General features: G+C 71.4%; 31 protein-coding genes. 29 read left to right on the top strand and 2 right to left on the bottom strand.

What is annotated here, in order from left to right; translation table 11 throughout:
- Positions 1-6: 6 nt before the first annotated feature.
- The 6 genes from ACFYUY_RS01785 (at position 7) to ACFYUY_RS01760 (ending at position 3,812) form a co-directional block, all read left to right on the top strand.
- The gene (locus tag ACFYUY_RS01785; RefSeq protein ID WP_387897075.1) at positions 7-984 is read left to right on the top strand and encodes a hypothetical protein; all 978 of its coding nucleotides are present in this window, start codon (positions 7-9) and stop codon (positions 982-984) included.
- On the top strand, positions 984-2,318 hold the full coding sequence (locus ACFYUY_RS01780) for an AAA family ATPase (RefSeq protein WP_387897073.1): 1,335 nt from the start codon (positions 984-986) through the stop codon (positions 2,316-2,318). The genes ACFYUY_RS01785 and ACFYUY_RS01780 overlap by 1 nt, the downstream gene beginning before the upstream one ends.
- Positions 2,315-2,491 carry a hypothetical protein gene (locus ACFYUY_RS01775; RefSeq protein WP_387897071.1) on the top strand — a complete coding sequence of 59 codons (177 nt, stop codon included), beginning with the start codon at positions 2,315-2,317 and terminating at the stop codon, positions 2,489-2,491. Before ACFYUY_RS01780 ends, ACFYUY_RS01775 begins: the two co-directional genes overlap by 4 nt.
- Positions 2,492-2,674: 183 nt before the next feature.
- On the top strand, positions 2,675-3,061 hold the full coding sequence (locus tag ACFYUY_RS01770; protein WP_387897070.1) for a hypothetical protein: 387 nt from the start codon (positions 2,675-2,677) through the stop codon (positions 3,059-3,061).
- Between the two features lie 20 nt (positions 3,062-3,081).
- Positions 3,082-3,366, top strand: coding sequence for a hypothetical protein (locus ACFYUY_RS01765; protein WP_387897525.1), 285 nt, complete (start codon positions 3,082-3,084; stop codon positions 3,364-3,366).
- Entirely contained in the window at positions 3,291-3,812 is a 522-nt protein-coding gene (locus ACFYUY_RS01760; protein ID WP_387897069.1) for an SLOG family protein, read from the top strand. The genes ACFYUY_RS01765 and ACFYUY_RS01760 overlap by 76 nt, the downstream gene beginning before the upstream one ends.
- Positions 3,813-3,871: 59 nt before the next feature.
- On the opposite strand, the gene ACFYUY_RS01755 is transcribed toward ACFYUY_RS01760, so the two are convergent.
- Complete coding sequence (locus ACFYUY_RS01755) at positions 3,872-4,243, bottom strand: hypothetical protein (RefSeq protein WP_387897068.1); 372 nt, start codon at positions 4,241-4,243, stop codon at positions 3,872-3,874.
- 75 nt (positions 4,244-4,318) lie between these two features.
- Between ACFYUY_RS01755 and ACFYUY_RS01750 the strand changes: the two genes are divergently transcribed.
- The 22 genes from ACFYUY_RS01750 (at position 4,319) to ACFYUY_RS01645 (ending at position 13,015) form a co-directional block, all read left to right on the top strand.
- Positions 4,319-4,684: a hypothetical protein gene (locus tag ACFYUY_RS01750; protein ID WP_387897066.1), complete on the top strand. Its 366-nt coding sequence runs from the start codon at positions 4,319-4,321 to the stop codon at positions 4,682-4,684.
- 9 nt (positions 4,685-4,693) lie between these two features.
- Positions 4,694-4,978 carry a hypothetical protein gene (locus tag ACFYUY_RS01745; RefSeq protein ID WP_387897065.1) on the top strand — a complete coding sequence of 95 codons (285 nt, stop codon included), beginning with the start codon at positions 4,694-4,696 and terminating at the stop codon, positions 4,976-4,978.
- Positions 4,979-5,024: 46 nt separating this feature from the next.
- Positions 5,025-5,360 (top strand): hypothetical protein, encoded by a 336-nt coding sequence (locus ACFYUY_RS01740; RefSeq protein WP_387897064.1) that lies wholly within the window; start codon positions 5,025-5,027, stop codon positions 5,358-5,360.
- 70 nt (positions 5,361-5,430) lie between these two features.
- The gene (locus tag ACFYUY_RS01735) at positions 5,431-5,577 is read left to right on the top strand and encodes a hypothetical protein (RefSeq protein ID WP_387897062.1); all 147 of its coding nucleotides are present in this window, start codon (positions 5,431-5,433) and stop codon (positions 5,575-5,577) included.
- Positions 5,574-6,704 (top strand): DNA polymerase III subunit beta, encoded by a 1,131-nt coding sequence (gene dnaN / locus ACFYUY_RS01730; RefSeq protein WP_387897060.1) that lies wholly within the window; start codon positions 5,574-5,576, stop codon positions 6,702-6,704. The genes ACFYUY_RS01735 and dnaN overlap by 4 nt, the downstream gene beginning before the upstream one ends.
- A 10-nt stretch (positions 6,705-6,714) precedes the next feature.
- Positions 6,715-7,170: a DUF4326 domain-containing protein gene (locus ACFYUY_RS01725; RefSeq protein WP_387897059.1), complete on the top strand. Its 456-nt coding sequence runs from the start codon at positions 6,715-6,717 to the stop codon at positions 7,168-7,170.
- Positions 7,167-7,352 carry a hypothetical protein gene (locus tag ACFYUY_RS01720; protein ID WP_387897057.1) on the top strand — a complete coding sequence of 62 codons (186 nt, stop codon included), beginning with the start codon at positions 7,167-7,169 and terminating at the stop codon, positions 7,350-7,352. Before ACFYUY_RS01725 ends, ACFYUY_RS01720 begins: the two co-directional genes overlap by 4 nt.
- Positions 7,349-7,555: a hypothetical protein gene (locus ACFYUY_RS01715; protein ID WP_387897055.1), complete on the top strand. Its 207-nt coding sequence runs from the start codon at positions 7,349-7,351 to the stop codon at positions 7,553-7,555. The genes ACFYUY_RS01720 and ACFYUY_RS01715 overlap by 4 nt, the downstream gene beginning before the upstream one ends.
- Entirely contained in the window at positions 7,552-7,872 is a 321-nt protein-coding gene (locus ACFYUY_RS01710; RefSeq protein ID WP_387897053.1) for a hypothetical protein, read from the top strand. Before ACFYUY_RS01715 ends, ACFYUY_RS01710 begins: the two co-directional genes overlap by 4 nt.
- The gene (locus ACFYUY_RS01705) at positions 7,869-8,105 is read left to right on the top strand and encodes a hypothetical protein (RefSeq protein ID WP_387897051.1); all 237 of its coding nucleotides are present in this window, start codon (positions 7,869-7,871) and stop codon (positions 8,103-8,105) included. Before ACFYUY_RS01710 ends, ACFYUY_RS01705 begins: the two co-directional genes overlap by 4 nt.
- A complete protein-coding gene (locus tag ACFYUY_RS01700; RefSeq protein ID WP_387897049.1) occupies positions 8,102-9,034 on the top strand; it encodes a hypothetical protein in 933 nt (310 codons plus the stop codon). The genes ACFYUY_RS01705 and ACFYUY_RS01700 overlap by 4 nt, the downstream gene beginning before the upstream one ends.
- A 126-nt stretch (positions 9,035-9,160) precedes the next feature.
- On the top strand, positions 9,161-9,406 hold the full coding sequence (locus ACFYUY_RS01695; RefSeq protein WP_387897047.1) for a hypothetical protein: 246 nt from the start codon (positions 9,161-9,163) through the stop codon (positions 9,404-9,406).
- The gene (locus tag ACFYUY_RS01690; RefSeq protein ID WP_387897045.1) at positions 9,403-9,660 is read left to right on the top strand and encodes a hypothetical protein; all 258 of its coding nucleotides are present in this window, start codon (positions 9,403-9,405) and stop codon (positions 9,658-9,660) included. The genes ACFYUY_RS01695 and ACFYUY_RS01690 overlap by 4 nt, the downstream gene beginning before the upstream one ends.
- A 12-nt stretch (positions 9,661-9,672) precedes the next feature.
- Positions 9,673-10,344, top strand: a complete 672-nt coding sequence (locus ACFYUY_RS01685; protein WP_387897044.1) for an SAM-dependent methyltransferase — start codon at positions 9,673-9,675, stop codon at positions 10,342-10,344.
- Positions 10,341-10,526 carry a hypothetical protein gene (locus tag ACFYUY_RS01680; RefSeq protein WP_387897042.1) on the top strand — a complete coding sequence of 62 codons (186 nt, stop codon included), beginning with the start codon at positions 10,341-10,343 and terminating at the stop codon, positions 10,524-10,526. The genes ACFYUY_RS01685 and ACFYUY_RS01680 overlap by 4 nt, the downstream gene beginning before the upstream one ends.
- A 56-nt stretch (positions 10,527-10,582) precedes the next feature.
- Positions 10,583-10,900, top strand: a complete 318-nt coding sequence (locus tag ACFYUY_RS01675) for a hypothetical protein (protein WP_387897040.1) — start codon at positions 10,583-10,585, stop codon at positions 10,898-10,900.
- 214 nt (positions 10,901-11,114) lie between these two features.
- Positions 11,115-11,351 (top strand): hypothetical protein, encoded by a 237-nt coding sequence (locus tag ACFYUY_RS01670; protein WP_387897039.1) that lies wholly within the window; start codon positions 11,115-11,117, stop codon positions 11,349-11,351.
- Complete coding sequence (locus ACFYUY_RS01665) at positions 11,348-11,734, top strand: hypothetical protein (RefSeq protein WP_387897037.1); 387 nt, start codon at positions 11,348-11,350, stop codon at positions 11,732-11,734. The genes ACFYUY_RS01670 and ACFYUY_RS01665 overlap by 4 nt, the downstream gene beginning before the upstream one ends.
- Entirely contained in the window at positions 11,731-11,901 is a 171-nt protein-coding gene (locus tag ACFYUY_RS01660; protein ID WP_387897036.1) for a hypothetical protein, read from the top strand. Before ACFYUY_RS01665 ends, ACFYUY_RS01660 begins: the two co-directional genes overlap by 4 nt.
- Positions 11,898-12,230, top strand: a complete 333-nt coding sequence (locus ACFYUY_RS01655) for a response regulator transcription factor (RefSeq protein ID WP_387897035.1) — start codon at positions 11,898-11,900, stop codon at positions 12,228-12,230. Before ACFYUY_RS01660 ends, ACFYUY_RS01655 begins: the two co-directional genes overlap by 4 nt.
- The gene (locus ACFYUY_RS01650) at positions 12,227-12,688 is read left to right on the top strand and encodes a hypothetical protein (RefSeq protein WP_387897033.1); all 462 of its coding nucleotides are present in this window, start codon (positions 12,227-12,229) and stop codon (positions 12,686-12,688) included. Before ACFYUY_RS01655 ends, ACFYUY_RS01650 begins: the two co-directional genes overlap by 4 nt.
- A gap of 129 nt (positions 12,689-12,817) precedes the next feature.
- Complete coding sequence (locus ACFYUY_RS01645; RefSeq protein WP_387897031.1) at positions 12,818-13,015, top strand: hypothetical protein; 198 nt, start codon at positions 12,818-12,820, stop codon at positions 13,013-13,015.
- Positions 13,016-13,042: 27 nt separating this feature from the next.
- On the opposite strand, the gene ACFYUY_RS01640 is transcribed toward ACFYUY_RS01645, so the two are convergent.
- Positions 13,043-13,381, bottom strand: coding sequence for a hypothetical protein (locus tag ACFYUY_RS01640; RefSeq protein WP_387897030.1), 339 nt, complete (start codon positions 13,379-13,381; stop codon positions 13,043-13,045).
- A gap of 116 nt (positions 13,382-13,497) precedes the next feature.
- On the opposite strand from ACFYUY_RS01640, the gene ACFYUY_RS01635 reads away from it, so the two are divergent.
- The gene (locus tag ACFYUY_RS01635) at positions 13,498-13,788 is read left to right on the top strand and encodes a hypothetical protein (RefSeq protein ID WP_387897028.1); all 291 of its coding nucleotides are present in this window, start codon (positions 13,498-13,500) and stop codon (positions 13,786-13,788) included.
- Positions 13,789-13,993 lie beyond the last annotated feature (205 nt).

The raw sequence follows: 13,993 nt of genomic DNA, 5'->3' as shown, positions 1-13,993 counted from the left end.
ACCGACATGGCACGTGGTCACGGACGGGTTCTCACCCGCATCTGGGACGACCCGGACTTCACCGTCCTGCCCGGTGACGTTCAGCGGCTCTACCTGTTCCTCATCAGCCAGCCGAACCTGAATCACGCCGGTCTGCTGCCGTTGACGCTGAAGCGTTGGAGCTCCCGGGCCGCAGGGCTGACTCCGGAGGTTCTGCGTGGTCAGCTCGCTGCACTCTCGGCCAGTCGGTTCGTGGTGGTCGACGAGGACACGGAGGAGCTGCTGGTGCGCTCGTTCGTGCGCAACGACGGCGTCTGGAAGCAGCCGCAGGTGATGGGTGCGATGGTGTCGGGCGCGTTGGAGATCTCGTCCCGGCCGTTGCGGGCAGCGCTTCTGGCGGAGGTGGAGCGGATCCCGCTGGAGGAGCTGAGCGACGAGCCGGGCCGCAAGGGCCTGTCGCCGCTGCAGGAGGTGTCGAGGCACATCGCGGCGTTGCACGCGGCGTTCCACGAGCCGGACCCCAAGCCCCCTACCGCGGCCGCTCCCGGAGGGGTTGAGGAAGGGGTTGCGGAACCCCTTCCCGAAGGGGCGGAGGCAGGCTCAACGCGCGCGCGCGGGCGTTTTCCCCTACCCCTACCCCATTCCCCTTCTCTCTTCGTCGCGGATGTCGTCGACATCCGGTCCGCCCGCTCGGAGCGGCCGGACGTAGAGGAGGCGTGCACGCTCCTCGCGGACCTGGTCGCCCAGAACGGCACCAAGCGTCCGAACATCACCAAGGGCTGGCGCGACGCCGCCCGCCTGATGCTCGACAAAGACGGCATCGCCCTCCCCGACGTTCTCGGCGCGATCCGCTGGTCCCAAGCGGACGAGTTCTGGCGCTCGAACATCCTCTCCATGCCGAAGCTCCGCCAGAAGTACCCGACGATCCGGCTCCGCGCCCAAGCCCAGCAGCGAGGCCAGCAGCCCAGCAGCTACCAGACGTACGCAGACCGGGGAGTCTTCTAGTGACCGTCACCACGCCGGACCTCGACCAGCTCGGCGACCTCGACCGGCCCCGGCCCCACGATGCCGAAGCCGAGCAGGCCTACCTCGGCCGCATCATCACCACGGCGAACGCCCGCGTCCTGCTTCGCGACCACCCCGTGGCCGCCGCCGACTTCTACCACCCCGCACACGAGACGATCCACGACGCCATCGGCGCCGTCGCCGACCGCGGCGAACCGATCGACCTGTACACGGTCACCGCCGAGCTCCAGAGCCGAAAGGCCCTCGGCCGAGTCGGCGGGGGCGCCTACCTCGCCACGTGCGTACAAGCCGCGTACTACGGCGGCGACGCCGAATGGCTCGCCTGGCGCATCCGCGACCTCGCGCAGCGGCGGGCACTGATCGAGACCGGACAGCGCATCGCCCAGCTCGGATGGATCCCCGACACCGACGCCGACGCCGGCGACCTCGCCGAGAAGGCCGTCGGCCTCACCCGCACAGTCCGAGACGCCGGCCGGGCCGCCGAAGACGCACCCGTCGTCGACATGCTCGACTTCCTCGACGGCCCGGACCCCGGCTACGACTGGGTCAGCCCCGGCTACCTGGAACGCGGCGAAAGGTGCATCTGGACTGCGGGCGAGGGTGGCGGCAAGTCCGTGCTGCTGCGACAGATCGCCGTGTGCATCGCGGCCGGCATCCTTCCGTTCGACGGCCGGCCGGCCGCCCACGGGCCGAAGAGAGTGCTGGTCCTGGACTGCGAGAACAACGTCCGCCAGTCCCGCCGCCACTACAGCCGGCTCTTCGAGATCGCCGAGCAGCAGGGCATGGCGGTACGCCGCGGCCAGTTCGCCTTCGACCTGCGGCCCGAAGGTGTCGACCTCACCCGGGCTGCCGGCCGGGCCTGGCTGATGCGGCGCGTCGAAGCCGTGCAGCCAGACCTCCTCGTCGTCGGACCGATCTACCGGCTGCACGAAGGCGACCCCAACGACGAACGGCACGCCCGTGCGGTCACCGTCGCCCTCGACCAGGCCCGGCTCGTCGCGGACTCCGCGATGGTCCTGGAGGCACACGCCGCGAAAGGCAACGGCCAGGGGCCGCGCCCGCTCGCCCCCGTCGGCTCCGGCCTGTGGCTGCGCTGGCCCGAGTACGGGATGGGGCTGCGCCCGGTCGAGGACGCCCGCTCCGCCCAGGAGGACCGGGCCCGCCGGGTGGTCCTGTGGCGCGGGGCCCGCGAGGAGCGTCACTGGCCGGCCTTCGTATGTCAGGGCGCCGAAGGCTCGTGGCCCTGGCGCACCTACACGCCCATCGACGCTGACCGGTTCACCGGTCACTCCCCCACTGGAGCGCTCTCATGACCCTCTCCGAGCACTGCCCCGTGTGCCTGTCCGCGGCGCGGATCGTCGACCAGCGTGACGACGGCACGCACCTGAGCACGACGTGGCGCTGCGGCAGCTGCTTCCGGCAGTGGCGGACCGAGTACCTGGCGGATGCGTATGCGGATGGGGGGTTCGAGGACGGCGGGTCGTGACTGTGGCGCAGCCGTCGCGAACGTCATGACCTCATGGCGCTTTGGTGCTTACCGACTGCGCTTCGAGAGCGCCGAGCCCTACGAGCCGCCCCAGAGCCCCGAAAAACCCCCGCCTAGGCAACCAGTCCAGGCCACCCCAGATCGTCGCCCCTTGCCGCCTTCTCTCCCCGATTTGAGGCCATCATGGCGAACAGAGCCGCCGCACTTGCCGAACCGCCCCGCCGTCTCACCGCGCCGCTCCCTCCGGCGCATCGCGTCGCCCGGCTCCTCGAAGCCGTCGAGCAGCGGCGCCTCACCCCCGTCGAAGCCGGCGAACTTTCCCGGGCCTACGCCCACCTGACGGCCTGCCTGGCCTCCGCCGGGGAGCAGCTGCGCCGCCTGATCGACGAGGGCGAGCAGGAGCGTGACGAGCACACGCGCCGGCTGCTCCGGTTGCGGCATCCGGGTCTCGACGTGGACTGCGGGCGGTGCGGTGCGGCGGTGGGGGTGTGGTGTCGGCCGGTGAGTGGGGTGGTGGTGCCGCGGACGCTGCACATGGTGCGGCTGGTGGCCGCGGGGGTTGTGCGGTGAGCGGGGTTCGGCTGGATCCGGTGCGGCTGCTGGCGCTGGTGGATCAGCGGCGGGCGCAGCTGGGCCTGTCGCAGCAGTTGCTGGCGGTGTCGTTGGGGACGTCGGCGAGCGCGCTGAAGCGGATGTCGCGGGGTGGGGCACCGGATGCGCATCTGCTGTTGCGCTTGCTCCTGTGGCTTGGGTGGGCGCCGGAGTTGGTGTTGCTGGTCGAGGGCGGCGGGGAGCCGACGTGCGGGAGCTGTCGCGGGTTTCCGCCGGCGGGTTTCTCGTGCATCCGGTGCGCGGCGGTGGGGGTGTGGTCGTGAGCGGGCCTGTGCGGATTCTGGTGACGGGGTCGCGCCTGTGGGTGGATGCGGCTGCCGTGGAGGAGCCGCTGACGAATGCCTTGTACGACGTGCTGCAGGCCGGCTTGCCGGGTGTTGTGGTGGTGCATGGGGCGGCGCCGGGGGCGGATTCGCTTGCGGATGTCTGGGCGTGGCGGCGGCGGGACTGGGGCGTTGCCTGCGAGGCGGTTGCCGCGGATTGGGCGGGGCCGTGTGTGCCTGGGTGCCCGCCTGGGCATCGGCGGGTTCGGCGGGGTGGGGGCGACTACTGCCCGCTGGCTGGGCATCGCCGGAATCAGGTGATGGTCGACCGTGGTGCGACGGTGTGCTTGGCGTTTCCGCTGGGGCGTTCGACGGGGACGCGGGATTGCATGCGGCGGGCCGCGGCGGAAGGGATTCGTGTCCTCGACCTTGGGCTGGGGTTGTGAGCGGGCAGCACGGAGGGCCGCTCGGCGCAGCGGGCCGGCGGCCTACGGGGCAGGGCGGGCTACTGGGCGGTTTCGGCGGCCTTGCGGGCGGCTTCGACTTCGCGGCCGACGGTGGGTGCGCGTCGGCGGTTGTCGACACCGATGGCGGCGGCGAGCTTGCGGAAGTACTCGGGGGTGAGGCCGGTGAGCGCGGCGAGCTCTTGGTTGCTGGCGCCGGTGCGGATGGCTCCTTCGGCGACCTCCTTCATCCGAGGCTTGAGGTCACGCTCGGCTTCGTAGGCCTTCTTGTAGCTGGCGAAGGTCTTCGCGGCGCTGGGGTCGGGTTCGTAGCTGGTCATGCGCGTCATGGTCTCATGCTTGTTGGCCACCGGGAAGGCCACGGCGTTGGTCTCCAAAAAGATCTTGCAGCCAAACATGTTGGCCTCTTGCATGGCCAACATGTTGGCCTCATACTGGAGTCGTCAGGGCAGCGCAAAGCGGCCCAACTCCCCATTGAGGAGACTCCGGTGAACGCCGCCGCCCGCACCGCCCGCCAGATCATCAAGGCCCGCACCCACAACCAGCGCCAAACCTCCCAGGCCCTGCGCACCGGCGGCCCCCTCACCGCGAAGACCGCCCTCATCGCCCGCGGCCTCGACGCCGCCACCGCCGACCGCTTCGCCTCCGCGTTCTCGAAGACCGCCGGCCCGGGCGTCGACACCATCACCGTGTTGAAGCTGCGCCGCTCGAAGTCCAGCGGCCGGCTCGTCGTCCTCCGCGTCTCGGCGAAGACGTTCACCGCCGACCAGATCACCGCCGCGCTCGCCGTGTACCGGCCGAAGACGAACAAGGCCGCCGCCGAGCTGTTCGCCCGCCTCGCCCTCGCCGCCTAGGAGGCAGCCATGATCAAGCCGAGCACCTTCCACCTGGCCGCCGTCTGCGCGGGACTCATCTGCGAGCGAATGGGCTGGCCCGCCGGCAACGCGGACATGACCCCGAGAGCATTCAACGGGATGCGCGCCGTCGTGTTCGACATGTTCGAGCTGGCCGAGGCAGAAGGTCGACTCGATGCCGTTTACGCGGGGCTCCGGACGCACGTGGAAAGCGCCGAGACAGCTCGCGTTCGGGAAACGGTCCAGATGCTGCTGACCGGCCAGGAGCGCAGCGTCCTTGAGTGCTGCGCCTGAACCGAGTTCACGTACCCCACCGCCACACCTCCGACAAGGAAGCGGCATGAATCCGAACCCGTCCGACGCCGAGATCGAATTCCTTCTCGCCGCGTGCGGTCTGCGACTCCCCCGCCAGCTCAAGCCCTGTGGCACGCAGGCTGCCTACCACCGCCACCTCGACCACGGCGAGAAGCCGTGCGAGGCCTGCACCACCGCGAACCGCGAGTACGGCCGGCAGCTCCGGACACGCCCGCACACCCGGCTGCGCCCGATCAAGCACGGAACCCCCGGCGGCGCCGACGCCCATCGCTATCGCGGCGAGGCCGCATGCGGGGCCTGCGCGGACGCGTACCGGGCGGACCGCCGCCAGCGTGCCGCTGCCCGCCGCACCGCCGCCTGACCGCCCTTCACCTTCTGCGCCGCCGACGCGGCCAACAGATCACGATTCCCGCCTCTGCGAGGAGATCGCCATGCAGATGTCCCTGTTCCCCGCCACCGACCTCACCGTCGACGCCACCCCGTCCGAGGCGCAGCCGGAGCCCGAGTTGACCGAGGCGCCGCTGCTCACCGTCATCCCCGGCCAGCTGGACCTGTTCACCGGCGAGGAAGCGGCGTGAAGCTGCGCACCGACCAGAAGACGCTTGCCGAGGCGGCCGCGTGGGCCGCCCGGCAGGTGCCCGGCAACCTCCTGGAGCCGATCCGTGCCGGCCTGCTGCTCACCGCCGACGGCACGCAGCTGACGCTGGCCGGCTTCGACGGGGAGACCAGCACCATGGCCTGCTGCGCCGCGGACATCGCGTCATCGGGCCGGGCCGTGGTGTCTGCCAAGACGTTCTCCGCGATCGTCGGCAGCTTCCCTGTCGGGGACGTCGAACTGACCCTGGAGGACAGCGTGATGGCCGTCCACAGTCCGGGCGGCGACTTCCAGCTCGCGACGATGCCGCTCGTCGACTTCCCGCGGCTGCCCGAGATGCCCGCCCCGGCCGGAACGGTGGCCGGCGACGTTCTGGCGAAGGCCGTCGCCGACATCGCCCACCTGGCCGACCCGGATATCGGTGCGATCCCGGCGCTGGCCGGCATCCGCTTCACCGCGAAGGGCGACAAGCTGACGCTGGCAACCACGGACCGGTACCGGGTCGGGTTCCGAACGGTTCCGTGGAAGCCGACAGGTGTGCCGTTCGAGACCGCAGTCGTCCCGGCGAAGGCCGTGGCCGAGGCGGTGAAGGGCGCGGTCTCCGACGTTCAGCTGGCACTGCCCGGACCGGAGTCGATGCTGGCCGGCTTCGCTAGCGGTGGCCACACCAGCATCATCCGGGTGATCGGTGAGGCGTATCCGCCGGTCGACAAGGTCATCCCCGTCAAATATGCGGCAGAGGTCGAGCTCGATGCCGGTGAGCTGCTCGCCGCGGTCCGACGGATCCATCTGGTCACCGAGGAGAAGAAGCCGCTGCGGATGGAGTTCACGGCGGACCGGCTGACGGTCGCGGCGGCCAGCGGTGATCTCGCCCGCGGCAGTGTCCGCCTGGACTGCCAGATGGAAGGTCCGGACCGGATCCGGGTGTGCTTCAACCCGCGCTACCTGGCCGATGGCCTGCAGGCCATGTCGGGGCCGATCCGGATCGCGATCACGAATCCGATCCTTCCGGTGCTGTTCACGTCGGTGAACGACGAAGCGGCCCGCTACCTGTCAACGCCGGTGCGGGATCCGTGGAGCACCGGCGCCACCACCCACCCCGCCGCCTGAGGAGACCACCGTGCCCGCCCGCCTGCATCGCCCGCCCGTCCGTGGCTGGCGTCCCCCCGTCGGCGCCATCTACGTCGGCCCCGGCAGTCGCTGGGCCAACCCCTGGCGCTGGCGCACCCGCGACGCCCTCGCCCGCGTCCCCGCCCTCGACGGCTCGGACTGGGAGCTGGAGACCCGCATCAGCTCCGCCGGCCGCTGGCACCACTACCTGCGCGACGGCCGCGTCACCCCGCACTGGATCCGGTACATGACCCGCGCGGAGTGCGTCGACCTGTACCGGCAGGCTCTCGTCGCCCCGGCCGGCGAGGTCCGCCTCTGGCAGAACGGCGACCCGCACCTCACCCTCGCCGACGCCCGCGCCGACCTCGCCGGCCACGACCTCGTCTGCCGGTGCGCTATCGGCCAGCTCTGCCACGCCGACGTCCTGCTCGAACTCGCCAACCAGCCCGAGGAGACCACCCGATGAGCACCCAGCCCCTCGCGTCGGCCGGCTACAGGGCCGGATACGCCGAAGGCGAGCGCACTGCAGCCTCGGATCCCGGCTTGGCTCAGCGCATCGCCTCCATCGCCCACCTCCATCACCCCGCCGACCGCGCCCAGGGCTACGTCGATGCCGTACGCACCGCCACCGAGGAGACCAGCCGATGAGCGCCTACCCGCACCGTCTCCGCCTCCGCGGCGGCCGCAACACGCATGCCGCCCGACCCGTTCGGTTGCCGGACGACACCACCGCCCTCCTCACGCCGTGCGGCTACATGAACGGCCCCCGAGACGAGTTGAAGACCGACGGCACGGTGATCACCTGCCGTGCCTGCGTCCGCACCATCACAACCGAGGAGACCGCCCGATGAGCCAGCCCCAGCCCACAGTCAGCATCGAGCTCGACGGCCGGCACGTCCCCCTCGACCAGTGCGGATGGCTCTACCGCCAGGCCTGCGGCTGCATCCGGGCCGCAACCCTCGCCCACGTCACCGGCGACGGCGGATGGACCATCACCACCCCCGACCAGGCCCGTCGGCACTTCACGCCCCGCAAGGACAGCAGGGCCCGCGAGATCCGCCAGGGCGCGACCGTCGAGCTGATCACCATGACGCACTACCGCGAGCACATCGCCTCGAACTGGGAGTGCCCCGACCACCAGCTCGCCAGCCAGGAGACCAGCCGATGAGCCAGCCCCAGCCGGTCGACACCCCGCAATGGGACGACCAGATCCGCTGCCCCGAGACCCTGCCGGCCGCCAGCGCCCGGTGCAGCCTCCCCCGCCGGCACCACGAGACGCACCACCGCTGCGACGCCGTCGAACCCGCCGTCCGCTGGCCCGTCGACGGGGGCACCCCGGAGCGCTTCGACGTGACGGGTAGTGGCTTCTGGTCCCCGCTCCACCCCGAGGACGCCCGATGAGCCAGCCCGATGCGCCTCTCGACCTCGCCGCCATCCAGGCCCGCGCCGACGCCGCCACCGAAGGCGAGTGGTGGGTCGAGGAGGACGACCGCGTGTGGACCCTCCACGGCGTCCACGCCCGCATCCCCTCCGGCGTCCCGGAGATTGGCGAGCAGATCCTCAATCACCAGATCCTCAAAGCCCCGAAGACTGGGACCCCGTACGCCGAGTACTGGCCGGACCGGGCCGACGCCGAGTTCATCGCCCACGCACGCGCCGACGTCCCCGCCCTCCTCGCCCGGGTCCGGCAGCTGGAGACCGAGAACGAGCGGCTGGCCAAGCACGCCGACGAACTCGCCACCGAGATCGCCGAGGGCATCAGCGCCCAGACCATGCTGAAGGGCCTCACCGTCGAGGACGGCCGCGTCTGCCTGTCGATCGAGCCCGCCCGCGAGATGCTCCTCATCCTCGTCGCCTCGATGCGCGAGATGCTCGACGACGCTGGCGCCGAGAACTACCTCGTCACGGAGGCCACGTTTCCCCCGGAGGTCAGCCTCGACCTCCAGGACGGCCAGCACCCCGAGGACTCGTACACCCTCACCGTCCAGCGCCGACACCGACCCACCGCGCACGACCTGCGCCGCCGCGCCGAGACCGAACGCGACGAGGCCCGCGCGGAGGCGGATCGGCTCCGTCCCGAACTGGCTGGCATGACCGACCTCCGCGACCGCGCCATCACCCGCCAGGACCAGCTCCGCGCCGAGAACGAGCGGCTCGCCGACACCGGCCGCCGAGCCCTCGCCTCCCTCGACGACCTGATCCGCGACCACACCGACCCCGGCGTCGAGGCCCTCGGTGCCCGCTACCAGCTCGCGCAGGCCCTCACCGGCCACCCGCACGTCTGCGGCAACTGCGACGGCATCGACCCCGCCAGCTGCCTGATGGCCTGACGGCCCCGTGCGCGGCCAGGACCGGACCCACAGCGGCCGCGCACGGCCCACCCGGCACCCAGCGCCACCCGACCGCCCACACGCCCCCAGACGGGGCGTCACGCCCCACACACCACGGAGACCACCATGACCAAGCGCCAGTTCGACCTCGGCGACCGCGTCCGCACCCTCATCGACCTCGCCTCCGCCGACTGGGCACCCGAGCAACCCGACATCCCGGCCGGCGCTCTCGGCACCATCGACCACATCCACCCGTCGCACCGCAACCCGGCCATGGCCGCTGGCTACGGGGTGATGCTCGACGACTCCGTGGACCGCCTGTCCGCGTGGATGGCCCCCGAGGACATCGAGCCCGCCAGCGGTGCCCGGTGACCGGCCAGCAGCCCAGCCTCGCCGAGCGCATCGAACACGCCATCAGCCGAGGCCTCAACTTCGCCCAGGCCGACCCCGACTCGGTCATCCCCGAAGCGGCCGCCGCCGTGCAGGCCGTCGTCCAGCCCGAACTCGACCGCCGCGACGCCGAGATCGACCGCCTCCGCGCCGAGCTCACCGAGGCCCGCGGGCACGCCGAGCTGTTCGGGCGCAAGCTCACCGACCTCCTCGCCACCCGCGACACGACCAGCTGAGGACCCGCCACCATGCGCCTGCTCGACATCTGCTGCAAGGCCGGAGGAGCCTCCGCCGGCTACGCGGCCGCCGGGTTCACCGTCACCGGCATCGACCGCGAACCCCAGCCCCACTACCCCTACGAGTTCATCCAGGCCGACCTCCGCGACCTCGACCCCGCGTGGATCGCCGCCGAGTTCGACGCCGTCACCGCGTCGCCGCCCTGCTGGGCCCACTCCGACCTCAAACACCGCACCGGCCGCGAGTACGAGGACTTCATCCCCGAGACCCGCGCACTGCTGCAGGCCACCGGCCTCCCGTGGGTGATCGAGAACGTCGAAGGTGCCCCGCTCATCGACCCGCTCGTCCTGTGCGGCACCCAGTTCCCCGGCCTCCGCGTCATCCGCCACCGGCTGTTCGAGTCGAACATGCAGCTCATGGCCCCCGGCGACCACCCGCGGCACCCGCTCGTCTACACCCTCGACAAGCGCAAGAAGCACTACGGCCAGCTCGACGAGTGGACCGCGTTCGTCTCCGTCACCGGCGGCGGCAACTCCAGCAAGGCTGCGGCCGCTGACGCCATGGGCATCGACTGGATGACCAAGGACGAACTCAACCAGGCCATCCCGCCGGCCTACACCGAGTTCATCGGCCGGCAGCTCGCTGCCCACCTGGCCGCCGTCCCCGCCGGAGCCGCCGTGTGAGCGCGCACCGCATCATCGTCATCCGCTGCAACAGCGGCCTGCGGTGCGGTGCCGAGATCAGCACCCCGTTCGGCACCAGCCGCGCCGCCGACGTCCGGGCCTACACCCGACCGCACGGCTGGCACCAGCGCCCCGGCGGCCGGGACATCTGCCCCGACTGCTGGGCAGCCGGCCACCGCTGACCCGCCCGGCCTGCCGCCACCCGCGGCAGGCCCCACCACCCACCCAGGAGCGACCCGTGACCGACCCTGAGCCGCGCGTCCAAGCCACCCGCTACACCGTCAACTGCATGCCGCCCGACAGCTGCCCGGACGCACATGCCTGGGCACTCCACGTCGAGCTCGGACGAGACGGCTACTGGTCCATCACCAACGGCCACCAGTACCTCGACACCTGCGGCATCTGGCACGACACCCGGTGGGGAGCCGGGCCGCTCACCCTCGGCAATGCCCTCGCCATCGCCGAGGCAACCGCCCCGCACATGTCCGTCAACGGCTTCACCCCGGACACCGCGCTGGAACGCATCGCCCGCCTCCAAGCTGAGCCCGCCGAGTGACCACGCCGCACCTGCTCGCCGTGGCCGGCGCCCTCTACAGCGCCGGCCTCGCAGCCACCCTCACCGCAACCCTCCGACCCCGCAGCCGCGGCATTCAGGGAAACACCTCCTCCCCCGAACAGCGCGGATCTTGTTCAGGTAGCCCTGAAGGCCGTCCCGACCCCGTACGCCACGCCGCCGAGCACAGCGGCCTCATCCCCAGACAAGGAGCCTCATGACCCGCGCCGAAGCCCTCGCCAAAGCCGTCGAGTGGGCCGAGTCCGCCCACCGCTGCTACACCCGCGCGCACAGCGCCTACAGGGACTCCCTCGCGAGGAACAACACCCGCTTCGACGTCGACCGCCTCACTCGCCTCTCCGACACCGAGTACCGCGGCGCGGAGATCGAGGCGGCCCCCGCCAACGCCTGGGCCGCCATCGCCGCCGCCACCCACGAGGAGCCGCAGCCGTGACCATCACCCCGCGCACCAGCCACCGCATCCACGGCCCCGCCCTCTGGGCCGCCCTCGACGCCAAACGGCGCGCTGAGGGACTGTCCTGGCGCGGCGTCGCACGCGTCACCGGATGCGCCAGCGGCAGCCTCTTCAGCCGCCTCCGCCGCGACGACATCGGCCTCCACTCCCACGCCCTCGTCAGCCTCCTCGTCTGGCTCGGCCGCGACCACCAGATCCGTGACCTCATCGCCGATGCCACGCCCCCTGGCACCGGAGGGGGCGGCCCCAGCACTGCCGACCGGCTCGCCGCAGCCCTCGCTGACGCCACAGCGGCCGACATCCAACAGGCGTTCCAGCGCCTGGGCACCACGATCCACCTCGCCGAGGAGAACCAGCCGTGACCTCCGCTGAATGCCCCTGCGGCCACAGCATGAGCGGCTACCACCTGTGCGTCGCCGGCCACATCTACGGCCCCTGCCCCGACCCCCACTGCGGCGGCACCTGCGAAGTGGTCGGCGACTGCACCTCGCCCGACTGCGCCTGCAAGGCCGAGGAGGACCAACTGTGAGCCGCCTCACCGACCGGCAGCGCGACGTCCTCCTCCTCATCGCCGAGGGCTGCACCAACACCGAGATCGCCCGGCGCCTCGGCATCAGCGTTCGCGCCGTCGAGACGCGCACCACCCGGCTCCTGATTGCCCTCGACGCCCGAGGACGAGCCAACGCCGTCCATTGTGGCTACCAGGCCGGCATCCTCACCGCCGAGAAGCGACGACACGGCGACCACGCCGGCTTCCGCCAACACGAAAGCCGCGGCGAACGCCCCTGCACCGACTGCCGCGCAGCCGAGACCGCCTACAAGCGAGCCATCCGACACAGATCCAGGAGCGCCGCATGAACAGCGCCTACACCCAGGACCTCATCAAGCAGCGCGACCGGGCGGCCGCCGAACGGCGCGCCGCGGAGACCGAGCTCGGCCAACGCCGGCGGCAAGTCGCCGAGCTCACCGAACAACTCGCCACCGCCCAGGCCGCCGCCAGTGAGCGGGCCGCCCTGCTGGAGCACGCCCGAGACCTGCTGGAGCCCTGGGGCGGCCACGGCGACGCATGGCCCGACATCGCACCCGCGATCGAGGAGCTGATCCAGCGTGCCGAGCAGGCCGAGGCCCGCATCGCCGCCGCCCGGGCACTCCACCGGCCTGTCAGCGACCGCGCCGGCTGGCTCGACAGCGGCACCTACGACGGCGTCGACCCGGCCTGCGACACGTGCGGCGCCGCGGACATGGCCACCCCGTGGCCCTGCCCGACCATCTCTGCCCTCGACGGGCCGCCACCGCGGTCCGGCCGCGATCTGTAGCCGCTGCTGCCCCAGCGTGACGGCCTGACGCTCGCGCGTGGTGGCCTGGATAGTTCCAACTGGGCGGGCCATTCTGGGTGACCTTTTCGGGCTCTGGTTGGGCATTTTCGGAGCCGCTAGAAAGGGCCTATGAGCAACCCCAAGTACGTTCCCGTTAGCGCCGCACACCTCCGCAACTTCTTCGACGAGGACGGCAAGCCCCTCGGCGACAGGACCAAGTGCCCGACCTGCGGCCGGACCAACCTGTTCCAGTTGGACTTCTCGAACGGCCAGGTGATGCGGTTCTCCAGCCCCTGTCACGCGTTCGAGGTGCCGACGCCCAGCTGATCGCTTCCGGCCCTCGCTGCGCCCGGCCTATTGGTCGGGCGCTTTCGTGTGTTCGACGGGCTGGTCGTCGCCGCGGAGGTTGGCGAGGGCGTCGGCGATGAGCCAGGCGAGGGGTTCGGCTTGTTCGAGGGGGATGTGGCCGACGATCTCCCCGTTGATGATCCACTTGAGGAAGACGCCAGCGGGGGACCTCGCGGATTGGGAGAGGCCGGCGTAGAGCCAGCCGGTCTCGCCGCGGGCTTCGGTCTCCAGGTTGAGGGGGACGAGCTTGGAGCGGTGGGCGCCGCCGCGGGCGAAGAGGCTGGCCTGCCGGTCGGGGACGTCGCAGTGGGCGGGGTCGCACCAGGTGGGGTGGAGCGTGTTCATGCAGATCAGGCTAATCGAATCTTTGTTCGAACTCCATGATTGCACCCACCCTGCCGGAGCCCTTGACTCCGCATGATCGCGGGTCGATCCTGGCCACCCCTCTAGGGAGGACTCGCATGCCCAACGTCACGGTGATCACCGGCGGCGACCTGCCGCCCTGCCCCCACTGCGACCGCCGCCTCGCCTTCCTCGTCCGCTTCACGTTCCCCGACGGCACGGCCGAGCTACACCTGTGCCGGACCTGCGACACCGGTGCCACGGCCGGCGGCCGGCTACTCGCCACCATGGAGCTCCCCGACGACATCCGGCCCGCGGACCTATTCAAGGAGTTCACCTTGGCGTGGATGCACGAGGGGCTCGCCGCGCAGGGCTGGCAGTACATCCCCCGCAACGACTTGCCGGACTGACAACCGGCCCCTGTCAGTGTCGGCTGGGACCCTACTTCCATGCATGGAGTCGATCTCGGCAGCAACGGCCCCGGCCCCTGCCGCGACTGCGGCCAGCACTCCCCCGGCCGCTGGCCTCTCGACCGGTGCCGGCCTTGCTGGGAAGCCCAACTGGAGCTTCGCCGCCAACGCGCCGCCGCCGGCCCGACGGCCCTGTACCGCTGCT

Source organism: Kitasatospora sp. NPDC004745, assembly GCF_042873275.1.
Lineage (GTDB): Bacteria > Actinomycetota > Actinomycetes > Streptomycetales > Streptomycetaceae > Kitasatospora.
Note: the sequence above shows the minus strand (reverse complement) of the source record. Positions and strands in the feature narration are given on the sequence as shown.